Origin of the sequence: Vibrio metschnikovii CIP 69.14 (assembly GCF_000176155.1) — a bacterium.
GTDB lineage: Bacteria > Pseudomonadota > Gammaproteobacteria > Enterobacterales > Vibrionaceae > Vibrio > Vibrio metschnikovii.
Window position 1 is genome coordinate 1,119,902 of sequence record NZ_ACZO01000006.1, and the last position, 14,537, is coordinate 1,134,438.

A 14,537-nucleotide genomic window follows, 5' to 3' on the forward strand; every position below is an offset into this window, starting at 1 on the left:
GTTCTCGGAAGTTATCGAATGAGATGAGTCATGGCGTCGTTTGGAATGATCGCGCCAGGATATTGAATAACGGTTGCGGCTAGTGCGTGACCGAGTTGAGCAGACTGCTCACAGCTTTGTCCGGTCAATCGCCCAGCCAGATAACCAGCGGCAAAGGAATCGCCAGCGGCACAGGTGTCGATCACTTTCTCAACCTTCTCGGCAGCTACGTAAGCACTTTGCTTTTCTACGTTTTGATGCCTGAGGTTTTGTTTGTCATCACCTTGCGACCAAACCAGTTTGCATGGTTCGCAACCACGTTTGATCACGATTTCTGGGCAGCCAAAGCGAAGGCAGCGCTGCTCGGCACTTTCTTCTTCCCCCCACACGAAGACATCATCGTCTTCTGTGATAAGTGCAATGTCGACTAAAGGCAGAATTTCGCTGTACCAATGTTTCGCCTCTTCTGCAGACCAAAGTTGAGGACGGAAATTATTATCAAAGATAATTTTGCCTCCACCTTGTGAGAACAGACTTAACGCCTTTTTAAGCCTTACCTTGCTATCGTGATTTAAAATCGCAATGCTGATGCCACTTAGGTAGAGGTAATCCAGTTCTTGGTTCGTAATCGCAGACTCTAATTTATTGAGTGAAGAGGTAGAGAAGTAGCTTTTAACAGCTGCGCTATCACGCCAATAAAGAAAGCTGCGCTCGCCTTCTTGATCTGTCTGCACCATATACAACCCCGGCAACTGAGCTGGGAAGATCTCGACAAGATCAGTTGCAATGCCTTCTTGTTGCCAGTTTTCCAGAAGTTCTTGAGAAAGTACGTCTTCCCCAAGACCGGTCGCGTAAGACACTCGGACAGGTTGCTGATTAGTCAAGCGAGAGAGGTAAAGTGCAGTATTGAGCGTGTCGCCCCCAAAGCCTCTGCGAATTGGGTCGCCGCTCAGTTCAATCATGCATTCGCCAAAGAAAGCAATTTTAGTATGGGATGAATCCGTCATCGTTCACCTAATTTGGATAGATTTAGAATGGTGGCTCGGGGGAGCCACCAGTTTGTCAGGCGCTTATGAACAAGTTTCCGATCGAGCCGGAAACTCTCTTCTGTTAAGCATTTTGATTTGCCGCAGTTGTGCGGTTCTGTAGAGAAGCATCTTGTTCCAGAAGACCTTTATCAGACAATTCCATTTCCATCAGAGCACGCTCATCATCAAGGATTGCTTTCGCCATTTCTGGTGAAACTTGGTTAGCTGGAGTCACTAGGCTTACTACCACACCTGCGGTTAGGGCAAATAAGCAAGATGGAATCACTGGGTTGCCCCAAAAAGTGGTCAGGTCTGGGCTCATCATTACTGCAAATGAAGCGATCGATGCGCCTGCCAATGTTGCCAATGCACCTTGCCAGTTGTAACGCTTCCAGAAGCGACCCAACATACCGCAGACAAACATACCAGACATGACTGTCGAGATCATCTTAGTGATGTAGCTGATGATGTCGTTCGAGGTTAGTGCGAACAGCAATGCACAACCGATCACTACAATCAAAGCCAAGCGAGAGTAATTCAACATGGATTCTTTGTTTGGCACGCGACCTGTGAACATGACGTAAACATCACGTAGTAAGATAGACACGCCCGCAATCGCATCTGAACTTGCACTCGACATGGTTGCCGATAAGCCCGCAATCATAACAATAAGACCGACGCCTGCTGGCAATATCGTTGCTGCGATATACGGAAAAGCAAAGTTCGCGTTGTTCAGTTCAGGGTTCATCGCATGTGCCGCCATGCCAATAACTGCAGGGATGATTGAGAAGAACAAGTACAGCACACCAGACGCCACGAATGAACGACGGATGGTTGATACATTTTTACCTGAGTAAATACGTTGGCGGAATGAAGGCGTTGCAAGTACACCCACACCAATCACGACAGCAAGAGAAACCGCAGGAATTAAACCAAGCTTATCAATAGCAAGGAAGCTAACTGCTTCTGGGTCCATAGCAGAATAAAGGTTGTCTAAACCACCTATGTGCTGCACAGACAGTACCGCCATTAGAATGAAGCCGACAAACAAGATGATGGCTTGAATGGTATCCGTCCAAACTACGGCAGTGTAACCGCCAATTACAACATAAATGGTAAACGCTGCTGCGATAATCATCTTCGCAGTGCTGAGCTCAATATCGGCAATCCACGCTAAGTACATACCACCTCCAAGGATGTGTGCGCCCAGCCAGCCAATACAAGCGATAAAGATAAGCAGACCAACCACGTTCTTCACGATGCGGTTTGCACCCACGTAGTAGGCAAGCTCTTCACTCATCGTCATGAAGTTAAGTTTACGAACCGGTGCAAACCACAGCGCCAATAGTAAAATACCAATTGCACCGCCAATGCCGTAAAGCGCACCAGCCCAACCGTTTGAGTAACCAAAGCCGACCGCGCCCATACTTGAGCCCGTGCCAACCATGGTTGCTATCGTGGTACCTAATACGAGAAACAGAGGTAAGCTTCGACCACCGAGTAGAAAGTCTTCACCTGATTTTTGGTTACGAGAAACAAACCACCCCAACCAAATTAAAAATAAGACATACGCACCGAAGCCGGTAAGAAATAGTGTACTGTTCATTGAACACCTCTTATATAAAATCCATCTTTCAGATTGATATAATTCCAGCAGCAAGTATTAGATTTTATTCCATATATTATCTAATTTTATTTTTATAGCTTTCGCTAAATATATTACGCACTACTGCTTTATGAAATTACATTTATGTAGGGAGTGAGAGTGCCAAAAGGGTAATAACAGGAAAGTAATTATTTCCGGCACTCTATTTTATTTAATTAGGTAAAGTATGATTTCTATCGGCGATCTTCGCGATAGCAAGTCACATCGACCTCAACTTTCACGTCCACCACGAGATCACACACCATGCAAATACGTGCAGGTGGGTGATCACCGAAGAACTCTCTGAATACCTTGTTAAACGATTGGAAATAACGAGAATCTGTTAGTACCACTTTTACGTGTACCACGTCAGCTAGCTTGTAGCCTGCTTCTTCCATAATATCGACGCAGTTTTGAATCGCTAAGCGAGACTGGTCAACGATGCCGCCTTCTACCACTTCGCCGTTAGTCATTGGTGTTTGACCTGATACATATAAGAAGCCACCCGCTTCTGTTGCACGTGCAAATGGTAAATGTTGACCGCCAGTACCTATGCCACCTTCTACACCATAACGTTTAATTGACATAATATTCTCCAGTGATAATGCTTAATTTATAAAATTAATTAATTTTATAAATTATTGATAGGTGTTATTTCTATAAATAAATACACCATTTCTATTGTCGGTGACTTTATCTTTTAAATAAGATAGCTCACCATTTACAAATACAGATTCAATACCTTGCGCGACAGAAATTGGATTTTCGTACGTTGCAGTATCTTTAATTGTATTTGGGTTAAATAAAACCAAATCTGCGTAAGCGCCTGCTCTTATTTCTCCACGATCTTTTAATTGGTAACGTGTGGCAGACATACCCGTCATCTTATGAATCGCTTCTGCCAATGGGAAAAGCTGCTCTTCACGACAGTAATGCCCCAAGACTTTCGGGAATGTGCCCCACAAACGTGGATGTGGATGCGGGTCGTTTGGTAATCCATCTGAGCCCACCATGGTCAACTTATACTTAAGTACACGTTTAACGTCGCTTTCAACCATACAGTGATAAACCGCGCCCGCAGGTTGCAACGCTTTTGCCGCTTCCATAAGAGGCAGGTGCATCTCGTCAGCAATGTCTTTCAGCATCTTGCCAGCGTGCTCTGGTTTGCTTTCAGACCAGGTAATGAAGATATCAATTTCATCCGTAACCTGTTTTAAATCCAGTGTCGAAGAGCTAGCGGAATATGGGTAGCAATCGCAAGACACGTCTTGATGCTCAGAAACCTTGTCCATCAAATCCAGTACTTCTACCGTACGTCCCCAGTTGCCTGCACCTGCACATTTAAGATGAGAAATCACCACTGGCACTTTGGCGTACTGCCCTGTTTCAAAGGCTTCTTCCATTGCGCTGATGATTTCTTCAAACTCGGTGCGCATGTGTGTGGTGTAGATACCACCGTGATGACCGAGAATTTCCGCTAGACGCATGACTTCGTCCGCGTTCGCCTGCTTGGCACTCGCATAAGCAAGACCCGAGCTTAAACCCAATGCCCCTTCTTCCATCGCTTGCGTCAATGTTTGGCGCATTTGGTCGATTTCTTCATCGGTTGCCGTGCGCAGTAAATCGTCCATCACATTGTTACGTAATGTCGTGTGACCGACTAACGCCGCGACGTTAACCGCAGGGCTAGCCGCTTGCACCGCCTTCGCATATTCCGCAAAAGTTGGGTATTTGAAATCTTCCTGCTTGCCCAATAGATTCATTGGGTCTGGCGGAGTACCACTGAGTACCGCAGGGCTTGCGCTAATTCCGCAATTGCCTACGATAACCGTCGTCACGCCTTGGCTAATCTTTGCTAAGCAATCGGGGGAACGAATCACATTGATGTCATCGTGCGTGTGCACATCAATAAATCCCGGAGCCAACGCAAGACCTTGACCGTTGATAACCTTCTTTGCAGAAAGCTCGTCTAGCTGACCCACTTGCTCAATACGATCTTGACGAATTGCAACATCAGCCATGAATGGTGCTGCACCTGTACCGTCAAATACCTCTACGCTTTTGATAATGGTGTCGAACAGCATACTTCACTCTCTTCGTCCGTAATTAACATGATTCCATCTTAATAATTCTTGAAATTTAAACAGTGAATAAACACACAAAAAACCCATATTTGTTTGATACTTTTTAACATATTGTTTATGGTGGTTAGCAACAAACACTTAATATCAATCAGTTAAACCATGTTAGAAGTAGGTGCGCTATGAAAGACAATCGCCAAAAGTGTGATAAAAACTATCATAATGAGTTTGTTACCACGCCAGGTTACGGAGAAAAGGCTCAACCTGTTGCGGGCAATTCGGCAGGATTACACAGTTTGATCCATGAAGAGATCACCCTGCCCGCTGCGGTGATCAAATCTTCTTCATTAAAGAACAACCTCGATTGGATGCAGCGTTTCGCCAATCAACACAAAGTGAAGCTGTCACCGCACGGTAAAACCACCATGACGCCTGCTTTCTTTCAGCAGCAATTAGAAAACGGCGCTTGGGGCATTACCGTAGCAACACCGGCTCAGGCAGAGATTGCGGCTCTCGGCGGAGCGAAAAATATCATCATGGCGAACCAATTAGTGGGGCGCGCGAATATGACCATCATCGCCAACTTGATTAAATCCCATGGGATCAACTTCTATTGCTGTGTGGATTCAAGCCGAAACATCAAAGCGCTAGAACGTGCGTTCTCTGAACATCAATTGCCGCTTAATGTACTGATTGAGTTTGGTGTCGAAAGGCGGTCGCTGTGGATGCCGAAACCAGCAAGATGTGGTTGAGCTCGCTACTCTCATCCACCAGCAACCTCACCTTACGCTTAAAGGTATCGAGGTCTACGAAGGCGTCATTCATGGTGACAATGCTGAACAGGACATTCGTGACTTTCTCAACACCACATTAGAAATCGCGGCTCAGCTACAAAGCAAAAAGTTGATTGAGTCCAAACCTCTGGTTACTGGTGCAGGCTCTGCTTGGTATGACGTGGTTTCTGAATGCTTCGCCAACCTAGAAGATTTTGACGCCATCATTCGCCCAGGTTGCTACGCGATTCATGACACAGGCATTTACCTAGACGCACAAAATAAAGTCATGCAGCGAGCTGAAAACAACCAAGGGGCTGCGTGTGATTTAGGCGGTGATTTGGAATCGGCTCTAGAGCTTTGGGCTTATGTCATTTCTCGCCCTGAGCCAACTAAGCTAGTTGCTGGCTTCGGTAAACGTGACGTTGCATTTGATGCCGGATTACCAATCCCTGAACGCGCATACCGCGATGGTGAGCCAATCTCTGTTCAAAGTGCGATAACTACCGCAGTGATGGATCAGCACGCCTTCATCGAAGTAGACGCAAATAGCGACCTTCAAGTGGGTGATATAATTGCCTTCTCAACCTCTCATCCATGTTTAACATTTGATAAGTGGCGTGCCGTGGCAATTTGTGATGATGAGTATCAAGTCACTCATTGGGTGAAAACATGTTTCTGATGATGAGCTTAGTGAAGCTTTTCGCTATACTTCATGCCAAACCTGTAGAGGCGGCACAATCGCCTCCATGTAAAAGATAGGAACACAGCTTGAGTTTAGAAATCGATATTATTTCGCAAATCACTGAGCGTTTCAGTGCGCTGCGCGATGCCGAAAAGAAGGTCGCTAAGTTGATCCTAGACGACATTCAAACTGCCGCCAATGCCAGCATTACTGAACTGGCAGAAAGCGCAGAAGTGAGTGAAGCCACCATTACCCGTTTTGCCAAAGCTATTGGCTGTAAAAACGTGCGAGATATGAAGATCAAATTGGCACAAACTTTAACGGTTGGACAACGATTCATCCTTGAGCCTCCTGATCAAAGTGGCTACCAAGGTATCTATGAGTCGATCAAGCAATCCCTTGACGTAAACCACCGTTTGATTGTTGAAGAAGATATCGACACTGCCGTGAACTGGCTACACAACGCAAGACAAGTGATTTGTATTGGTATGGGTGGCGGTTCAACCATTGCAGCACAGGAGATGCAGCATCGTTTGTTCCGTCTGGGCTATCCTGTTGTGGCCTATAATGATGGTTTGTTATCGCGCATGATTGCGGCGACTGCAGACACAAACGATGTGTTAGTGATGATCTCAGCTACAGGCTATACCCCTGCGATCATTGAAACCGCGCAATTAGCAAAGCAGTACGGCGTAAAAGTCATTGTGATTACTCCGAAAGACACGCCTTTGACCGAGCAAGCCGATTTGGTTCTGCCTATCGAGCACCAAGAGACAGATTTCATCTACAAGCCATCCGCTTGTCGTTACGCGATGTTGGCTTTGGTTGATGTGCTTTCGATGTCATTAGCCGTTAATCATAAGCGACGCTCTCGCGATAAACTGCGCCGACTCAAGGTTGCCCTCGACTCTTATCGTGGCGGTTTAGAAAGACAGCCTCTCGGAGATTAAACCGAGGTAACTCCTTCCGATGACAGTCGATTCCGAAAACGACAAAGCCCGATGTTCAACATCGGGCTTTTGTTTATTCGTGACTTGGTAAAGGGATGATTGGAAAATGTCCGTTACTCACCATGCTAGACCACATTCAGTATGTATTCCCCCATGTTCGTGCTGTCTGAAATAATAACGCCTTCAAAGCCCATATTTTGACGCAGCAGTTGCTGTAAAATCGTCGCCGATAAGGATCGCATCCAACTGTGGCTACGCCGACTAACCCTGTCGATCCAAAAGTAAATGAAAAAATGGATAACAGGCTCAGTTATTCATGTGGGCGTACTCTCCTAAAGAAATGAGGCAATCGGATTAGCGGATTTCAGCTAGAGAAGTCAAGAGGAGAAAATCAGAGTTACTCCTCCTGATTTTGTCATTGATGTGAACGTAAGAACGTCGCACAGATTGTCGCCATTTCGTCACGCTGATAGTGAAATCGGCGATCAGAAGAGCAGATAAGTAATTAGAATAATCCATGCCATACTGCGGTTGCGCCGCTGACTAAACAAAGTACCAGCGCTGCAACGCGGATTTTTTCTTTCGGCAATGAATACGTGGTTTTACGGGCTAACACATAGCCTAACCAAGCAGCGGGGATCAACGGTAAAGTCAGCAGTACATGGTGCCACGTTAAAAAACCCGTCGGCCACTGCACCATTAACGAGATGATCGAACTAAATACAAAGAAAGCCGATAAATTACCGCGCAGTTGATTAGCTTCTTGATGCTGAAGCAACAGCGCCATCGGAGGGCCACCGATGCCACTACTGGTTCCAAATACGCCAGAGAAAAATCCCGCGATGCCCATCCGAGTTGGATTTGGTTCAATACGCAGCGGCAGCAAACTCACTGCTACCGCAAACAGCACTAGCAAACCCAGCCACAGAGCCAAGGCCTGAGTAGAAATCCACATCAACAGTAAACCACCGACAATCGAACCCGGTATACGCCAAATTAAGGCCATTTTTAACCCACCAATCGAAATGCTCTCGCGATATTTCATCGCATTAAGCACCGAAATAAATAGCGCGACCAAACAGATCGGCGCTGGCACATAATCTGGAGAAATCAGGAACAACAACGGCGATGCAACCACAGCTAGCCCAAAGCCGATCGCGGTCTGTACAAAGGAGCCTATGAAAACCAACATTATGGCCATCCACACACTCACGTCTAAATATTCCATTTCGTTGCCTTGAACTATCATGTATCGAATGGCACTGACGGTATCAGTTCAGCAATATTTCGCAATAGAAACGTTTTGCCCAAATTGACCATGTCACGGTGCACAGACGAAAGCGCTGTCTCGTAGGCACTTAGTAATCACTATTCTGCCAGACACTTTCATTCTAAAACGGTAAATCCAGTATTTCGATCTGATTAAAATGTGGTTCTGCAAGGCCTTTTAAGTAGTTCGCTACATTCAAACTTTGTGAGTGTGCGCTTTGACTGCCAAAAATAAGAGTCAGTTTCATATCAATTTCTTTTTAAACTGCAAGCCAGTGTTGTTGAATAAGTGGTTGAGGTGGAAAGCGGGATAGCCAGCACGATCGAGATAAAAATCGCCCCTGCCCCGAAAATTTGCGTCCAAGTGAGTGCTTGATCGAGAATGACATAACCCAGTAAGCAAGCCGAGACACTGCTCAAAAAACCAAGAAAGGACACCGTGACCGTTGGCAGTTGCTCAATACCACGGAACCAGAGAAAGTAAGCCAGCATAGCGCCAACCACACTCAGGTATCCGTAACCGAGGTAGTTAAGCACAGTAATTTGCTCTGGTACGCCTTCAATCCATAGGGTCGGAGGCAGCAAAAACACGCCACCAAACAATAATTGCCAGCCGGTAAATCCAAGTGTGGACATGCTTTGAGGACGCCCCCATTTTTTGGTCAGTACTACGCCAGAGGCCATACTGAATGTTCCCAAACAGGCGATCAATAAACCTTGTATGCTCAAAGATGCGGTTTGATTAAGCACTAATAGTCCGATCCCAATAACACCAACCCCCCCCCCCCCGCCGCCCACTGCAAAGGGGTGATGCGTGCGCTCAGAAGAATCCAACTCATCATCATCACCAACATAGGTTGGAATGACATCACCAATGCTGCCATTCCTCCTGGTAATTCAGTCGCTGCAAAAAATAAGCAGTAAAAGAAGAAACCAATATTAAAAAAGCCCAATACAGGTAAACGCCACCACCAATTTCCAGTTGGTAAAGTTCGAGCAAACAGTACTAGCAATATCCCAGCAGGCAGAGCTCGTACTAAAGAAGCCATGAGTGGCGCATTTGGCGGTAGTACTTCGGTGGTTACGATATAAGTGCTGCCCCATACGATAGGTGCGATAGCAGTAAGCAGCATCGTCTTGATTCCTGACGTTGTATTCATTTTTGACCCTATTTAGTGGCGTTAACTTCCATAAAAGTATCTCTTAAAAAAGATACTTTTTAGAAAATAATAGAGAAATGGTTTTTAATCAAGTATCTTTTCAAAAAGATATATTCAGAGGGAGAGATCATGTCATCAGATAACACCATGCCAAATGACAAAGTGGATGCCATTCTTGCACAGTGGCACAATATCAGACCGGATCTAGATTGTTCTTCGATGGGCGTTGTTGGCCGATTAAACCGCACTTATGAACTTTGGAAACCTCAATTAGATCAAGTCTTCCAGCGCTTTGATTTAAGCTCAGTTGAGTTTGATATTCTGGCGACCATCCGTCGTAGCAATACCGCCATCACGCCTACTGAGCTGTACCAAACCTTGATGCTCTCTTCCGGTGCGATCAGTACACGCATTGAACAACTGGTGCAACGCGGCTTAGTGCAGCGTATGGCCAGCGATCAAGACAGACGAAGTTGTAAGGTGATGTTGACCGAACAAGGACAAAGTTTGATCGACCAAGCCTTGAATGCCCATGTCGACAATATGAATCGCATGTTAGAAGTGCTCACGGAACAAGAACAAATACAGTTAGAGCAGCTCTTAAAAAGAATTCTGCTAGCGGAATAAAAACCGAAAGAGCAAAACTGATTGAGAAGGTGTGCAGATAGCAGATAAATAAGACAAAGAATGATCGGTGAGTAAGCTGCCTACGCCGATCAATCTTGTCAATCCAATAGTAAATTCAAAGATGGCTAACCATCTCACGGAAATCGCATGAATACCCCCGTCATTCAAGGGCTCCAAGTACCTTACCTAAGTACTCCACATCCATCGCGCACTTCATTCGTTTGCGTTGAATGCCTCCCTTAAAGCTCGTTTCTTGCTTTAAAAGGTTCAAACATACTTGCCTGATCCTTGAAAAAGCCTCTGCGCGATCATCGACTCGAATGCGACATGCATCTTCTCTAAAAGTAACATCAAGTTGCCAGTGCATCGACTCAATTCCCCAGTGAGAACGCGTTGCATCATGTAACTCTTTCGCACTGAGTTTTTTCGAGCTGATGTAGAAGCGGACAGACATATCTTGCTCTGTCGCACGCTCTTCTGTTTTACGCATGTTGACCATGATGCCGACACTTTTCAGGTTTGGCCATTCAAGCTCTAAATCACCTAAAAATGACAACTCATGCGTGACTAATGCACAGCGTGTTTCCTCGCGGCCATGCCCTTTTTCTTGGCTCGCATAACTGTCGCCCTCTGCAAACTCCTGCAACATCGAAGGGCGATAAAACTCACCTATTGCTTTCTCTAACGAGCCTTGGTTTCCCTTTACAGCAAGTAAGTAATCGGCATTTTTATCGATTATCTTTTGCGCGATTTTTCTTTGACAACCCATAGCATCAATCGTCACCAAACAACCAGAAATATTTAGCAATTCCAACAACTTAGGTATTTCTGTGATTTCATTGGTTTTTGCATTCACCTTAGATTGACCAAGACAAAGCCCTTGTGCGGTTGCAAATGCATTGACCATATGAATTGCAGAGCGTTCTTCAGATTTGTTATAAGAGCCGCGAACGGTTTTACCATCGATTGCAACCACTTCGCCATCTGTGATTTGATGACAATCTTTCATCCAACTAATGAACGCTTTTTGCATCGCTGACGGGCTCACCATCCCCATAACGCGAGCGATGGTATCTGACGACGGAATACCATTCTCAAAATCACCCAATGATTTAAGAAAATCGGTTCGGCTTTCACCAAAATCACAGATACCTTCCCAGGTATCAAAGCCGGAGAGCACACCACAGATCGTCAACAAAATAATGTCTGACAATTTGTGTTCTACCTTAGCGGCTTGACGGTAATCTTTTATCACTTCGAAATGCATAAATGGGTTCGTTATTGTCGTCATAATTTGGCTCCGTTTAAGTACAGAACCATTAAAAAACACTCAAAATGATCTACAAATTGATCCTTAATGAGTTTCCAATATTGTGATGGATGCTAAAGAAATACCTTGTAAATTAGAAGGCACTAATTTGACGAAAACCCTTTAAAAATAGGCATATTCATGCGATTTCCCTGCTAACCATCTTCAACCAACACGACCACTTCAAGTCGTTAGGATAAATCACACTTACGAATATAGAAATTCAGAAATTGCTGACTAAAATCAGCACCTTCTGTGGTTTGTGCTATACGTTAATGAGTCAGATATCAAAACAACGATAACTTGTTAAGTGAGCGCTTCATGTCTAACGATGCTATTTATGACCAAGCCCCTTGGGTCAAACTCTACAGTCCGGAGCAACTGGCTTTGCATCAAGGCCATGCTAAAGACAGCCATGCTTGGCGCAGTATTCCTGAAATGCTCAGTGAAGCGGCCGCCAAATACAGCCAACGTAAAGCTTTTACCACCTGCATGCCCAATGGCATGAACGGTAGCCTTACTTTTGGACAAGTAGATGAGATGTCGACCGCTTTTGCTCATTACCTACGCGGCGAGCTTGGCTTGCAAGCCGGTGATCGCGTTGCGGTGCAAATGCCAAACTGTTTAAGCTTACCCGTTGCCGTGATCGGGGTGCTCAAATCTGGCTGTATCTTAACCAGCGTTAACCCGCTGTATAGCCGCCGTGAAATGAAACATCAGTTCAGTGACGCTGGGGTAAAAGCCATTGTCATTTGCGATATGTTCACCGATAAACTGCAAGACGTCATCGAACAGACGCCGATCCAGCATGTTATCGTGACCTCTTTAGCCCAATGGTTTCCTCCGGTGGTACGCGGCATTCTTAAGCTGGTCTTGAAATATTGGAATAAAGTGATTCCCCCACATCAGTTAACTCATCATTCCATCGATCAAGCGATTCACCTTGGCCGTCTACGCCAAAAAAACGACAAGCTGGATGTGCAAGAGTATTGGCAAGATTTAACTCGCGATGACACCGCGCTGCTCCAATACACGGGCGGTACCACGGGCGTTGCGAAAGGGGCGATGCTCAGTCATGGTAACTTACTCGGTAACGTAGAGCAGATGGATAGCTTGGTCCAAGGGCATATCACGAGCGGCCAAGAAACCGTACTCACTGCCCTACCGCTGTATCATATTTTTGCTTTCAGCGTTAACTTGTTGGAGTTTTGGCATCAAGGGGCGCATAACATTCTAGTGCCGAGCCCAAGGCCGATCCAAAACTGTCAGCGCGCGTTTGATAACTACCCTATCAGTTGGATGACTGGCGTGAATACCTTGTATAACGCGCTACTCAATGAAGAGTGGTTCACGACCTTTCCGCCTAAACACCTTAAAGCCGCGTTAGCCGGCGGCACCGCGTTACATGCTACGGTTGCCGAACGCTGGCAAAAAGCCATTCGCTGTCCGCTAGTGGAAGGTTATGGCCTAACCGAAAGCTCGCCAGTGCTCTGTTTTAATCCCTTAACCGATCCACGTCCTGACTGTATCGGCATTCCAACGCCTGGTACTCAGTTGCGCTTAGTGGATGATGACGGGCATACCGTCCCGCTTGGTGAGCCGGGAGAACTGATTGCTAAGGGCGTGCAAATTATGCAGGGCTATTGGCAGCAACCGGAAGAAACCGCTCATGCGCTGCGCGAGGGTTGGTTATACACTGGCGATATCGCCATCATGCATCCCGATGGTCGCTTACGCTTAGTCGATCGGAAAAAAGACTTGATCCTTGTCAGTGGTTTTAATGTCTACCCCAACGAAGTGGAAGAAGCGATCGCTGGCTTAGAGCAAGTGATGGAGTCAGCCGTCGTCGGCGTTCCCGACCCGCTCACGGGAGAACAAGTTCAAGCTTATGTGGTGTTGCGTGAGCAAGGATTAGATGAAACCAGCGTGAAAAAACACTGTAAAAAATAACTCGCCGCTTATAAGGTTCCGAAAAAAGTGGTCTTTGTTGATGAGCTACCGAAAACGCCCGTCGGCAAGGTTCTGCGCAAAGATGTTCGTGCCATGGCCCTTGGCCAATCGACCCATTCTGATCATTAGGAGGCCATCATGTTAAGCGCTTTTGAAGAAACCCTATTATCGGTAATGATGATCATCATAATGTTTGGCATGGGTGCAAGCCTAACCTTTCGTGATTTTCGTATCGCCTTTAAACACCCTAGGGCTATCGTTGTCGGATTCAGCTCGCAGTACGCACTGATGCCTTTTATTGCTTTTGCTTTGGTTTGGCTACTTAACCTCACCCCTGCGCAAACGGTCGGCATGGTATTGATTGGTTGTATGCCCGGTGGAACCACTTCGAATATCTTTGCTTACTTTTCACGCAGTCTACTTAGTTTGAGCATTATGATGACCATCTGCTCAACCATAGCGGCTTTTGTGATGGTTCCGTTGCTGATGCAATTCTATACCCAAGGAATTGATGACTCACTGCGTATTCCACCCGATCAAATTGGTCGCTTATTGTTTGCGCTCCTTATCCCCACTCTGATTGGTATCTGGTTACGGCGTAAAAATGCCAATATTGGCGCTGTGGTTGAATTAACGGGTGGCGTGTTAGGCGCATTGGTGATTATTTTCTTGCTGGCCACTTGGGTACCACGTAACTGGCAACTGCTGCTCACCACTCATTGGACGGTTTATGTTGCCGTTATCATGGTCGGGTTGATTGGTTTTAATTTTGGCTATTTCTTCTCACGCTTGCTTGGCCTTAATCCGCAAAAAGCGCGCACAGTATCATTAGAAACGGGGATTCAAAATGGGCCTCTCGCGGCTTTGGTGGTTAGCTTAAGTTTTGCCGGAGAATTACAGCAACAAATCTTGTTAATTCCAGTCATGTATTCGCTGTTTATTGTTATCAACTCCACAGTAGTGACTTTCTTTTACCGTAAGCGCACCTTTAGTGAAGAGCTAGCACGCGATCAGGCAAAAATCGAACCCGCCAGTAGTACTAGTTCATCAAGTCAGTAAATATGCTGCTCACCTCAGTTAT

10 protein-coding genes and 4 pseudogenes are annotated in these 14,537 nt (G+C 45.9%); 5 read left to right on the forward strand and 9 right to left on the reverse strand.

The features are described from left to right. Positions 1 to 11: 11 nt before the first annotated feature. From VIB_RS08445 to VIB_RS08460, 4 genes are all read right to left on the reverse strand, one after another. Positions 12 to 986 carry a sugar kinase gene (locus tag VIB_RS08445; protein WP_004395529.1) on the reverse strand — a complete coding sequence of 325 codons (975 nt, stop codon included), beginning with the start codon at positions 984 to 986 and terminating at the stop codon, positions 12 to 14. A 103-nt stretch (positions 987 to 1,089) separates the two neighbouring features. Then, a complete protein-coding gene (locus tag VIB_RS08450) occupies positions 1,090 to 2,613 on the reverse strand; it encodes a sodium:solute symporter family protein (protein WP_040904398.1) in 1,524 nt (507 codons plus the stop codon). A gap of 233 nt (positions 2,614 to 2,846) precedes the next feature. Beyond that, positions 2,847 to 3,239, reverse strand: coding sequence for a RidA family protein (locus VIB_RS08455; RefSeq protein ID WP_004395531.1), 393 nt, complete (start codon positions 3,237 to 3,239; stop codon positions 2,847 to 2,849). A 51-nt stretch (positions 3,240 to 3,290) separates the two neighbouring features. Beyond that, positions 3,291 to 4,736: an N-acyl-D-amino-acid deacylase family protein gene (locus VIB_RS08460; protein ID WP_004395532.1), complete on the reverse strand. Its 1,446-nt coding sequence runs from the start codon at positions 4,734 to 4,736 to the stop codon at positions 3,291 to 3,293. Positions 4,737 to 4,915: 179 nt separating this feature from the next. Between VIB_RS08460 and VIB_RS08465 the strand changes: the two are divergent. Next, positions 4,916 to 6,188, forward strand: a pseudogene (locus tag VIB_RS08465) (amino acid deaminase). Positions 6,189 to 6,277: 89 nt separating this feature from the next. Next, the gene (locus VIB_RS08470) at positions 6,278 to 7,141 is read left to right on the forward strand and encodes a MurR/RpiR family transcriptional regulator (protein WP_004395533.1); all 864 of its coding nucleotides are present in this window, start codon (positions 6,278 to 6,280) and stop codon (positions 7,139 to 7,141) included. A 140-nt stretch (positions 7,142 to 7,281) separates the two neighbouring features. Here VIB_RS08470 and VIB_RS17605 read toward each other — a convergent pair. From VIB_RS17605 to VIB_RS08480, 4 genes and pseudogenes are all read right to left on the reverse strand, one after another. Continuing rightward, positions 7,282 to 7,377: pseudogene (locus VIB_RS17605) on the reverse strand (glycoside hydrolase family 3 N-terminal domain-containing protein); the annotation flags it as partial. Between the two features lie 269 nt (positions 7,378 to 7,646). Next, a complete protein-coding gene (locus tag VIB_RS08475) occupies positions 7,647 to 8,369 on the reverse strand; it encodes a sulfite exporter TauE/SafE family protein (protein ID WP_004395534.1) in 723 nt (240 codons plus the stop codon). Between the two features lie 163 nt (positions 8,370 to 8,532). Beyond that, complete coding sequence (locus VIB_RS18205) at positions 8,533 to 8,658, reverse strand: hypothetical protein (protein WP_256593103.1); 126 nt, start codon at positions 8,656 to 8,658, stop codon at positions 8,533 to 8,535. Position 8,659: 1 nt separating this feature from the next. Further along, positions 8,660 to 9,570, reverse strand: a pseudogene (locus VIB_RS08480) (EamA family transporter). A 147-nt stretch (positions 9,571 to 9,717) separates the two neighbouring features. Here VIB_RS08480 and VIB_RS08485 point away from each other — a divergent pair. Continuing rightward, on the forward strand, positions 9,718 to 10,197 hold the full coding sequence (locus VIB_RS08485; RefSeq protein ID WP_040904858.1) for a MarR family winged helix-turn-helix transcriptional regulator: 480 nt from the start codon (positions 9,718 to 9,720) through the stop codon (positions 10,195 to 10,197). Positions 10,198 to 10,357: 160 nt separating this feature from the next. Here VIB_RS08485 and VIB_RS08490 read toward each other — a convergent pair whose 3' ends face one another. Next, positions 10,358 to 11,488, reverse strand: a complete 1,131-nt coding sequence (locus VIB_RS08490) for an ISAs1 family transposase (RefSeq protein WP_004394916.1) — start codon at positions 11,486 to 11,488, stop codon at positions 10,358 to 10,360. A gap of 456 nt (positions 11,489 to 11,944) precedes the next feature. Here VIB_RS08490 and VIB_RS08495 point away from each other — a divergent pair. Further along, a pseudogene (locus tag VIB_RS08495) lies at positions 11,945 to 13,585 on the forward strand (AMP-binding protein). A 9-nt stretch (positions 13,586 to 13,594) separates the two neighbouring features. Continuing rightward, positions 13,595 to 14,515, forward strand: a complete 921-nt coding sequence (locus VIB_RS08500) for a bile acid:sodium symporter family protein (RefSeq protein WP_004395538.1) — start codon at positions 13,595 to 13,597, stop codon at positions 14,513 to 14,515. Positions 14,516 to 14,537 lie beyond the last annotated feature (22 nt).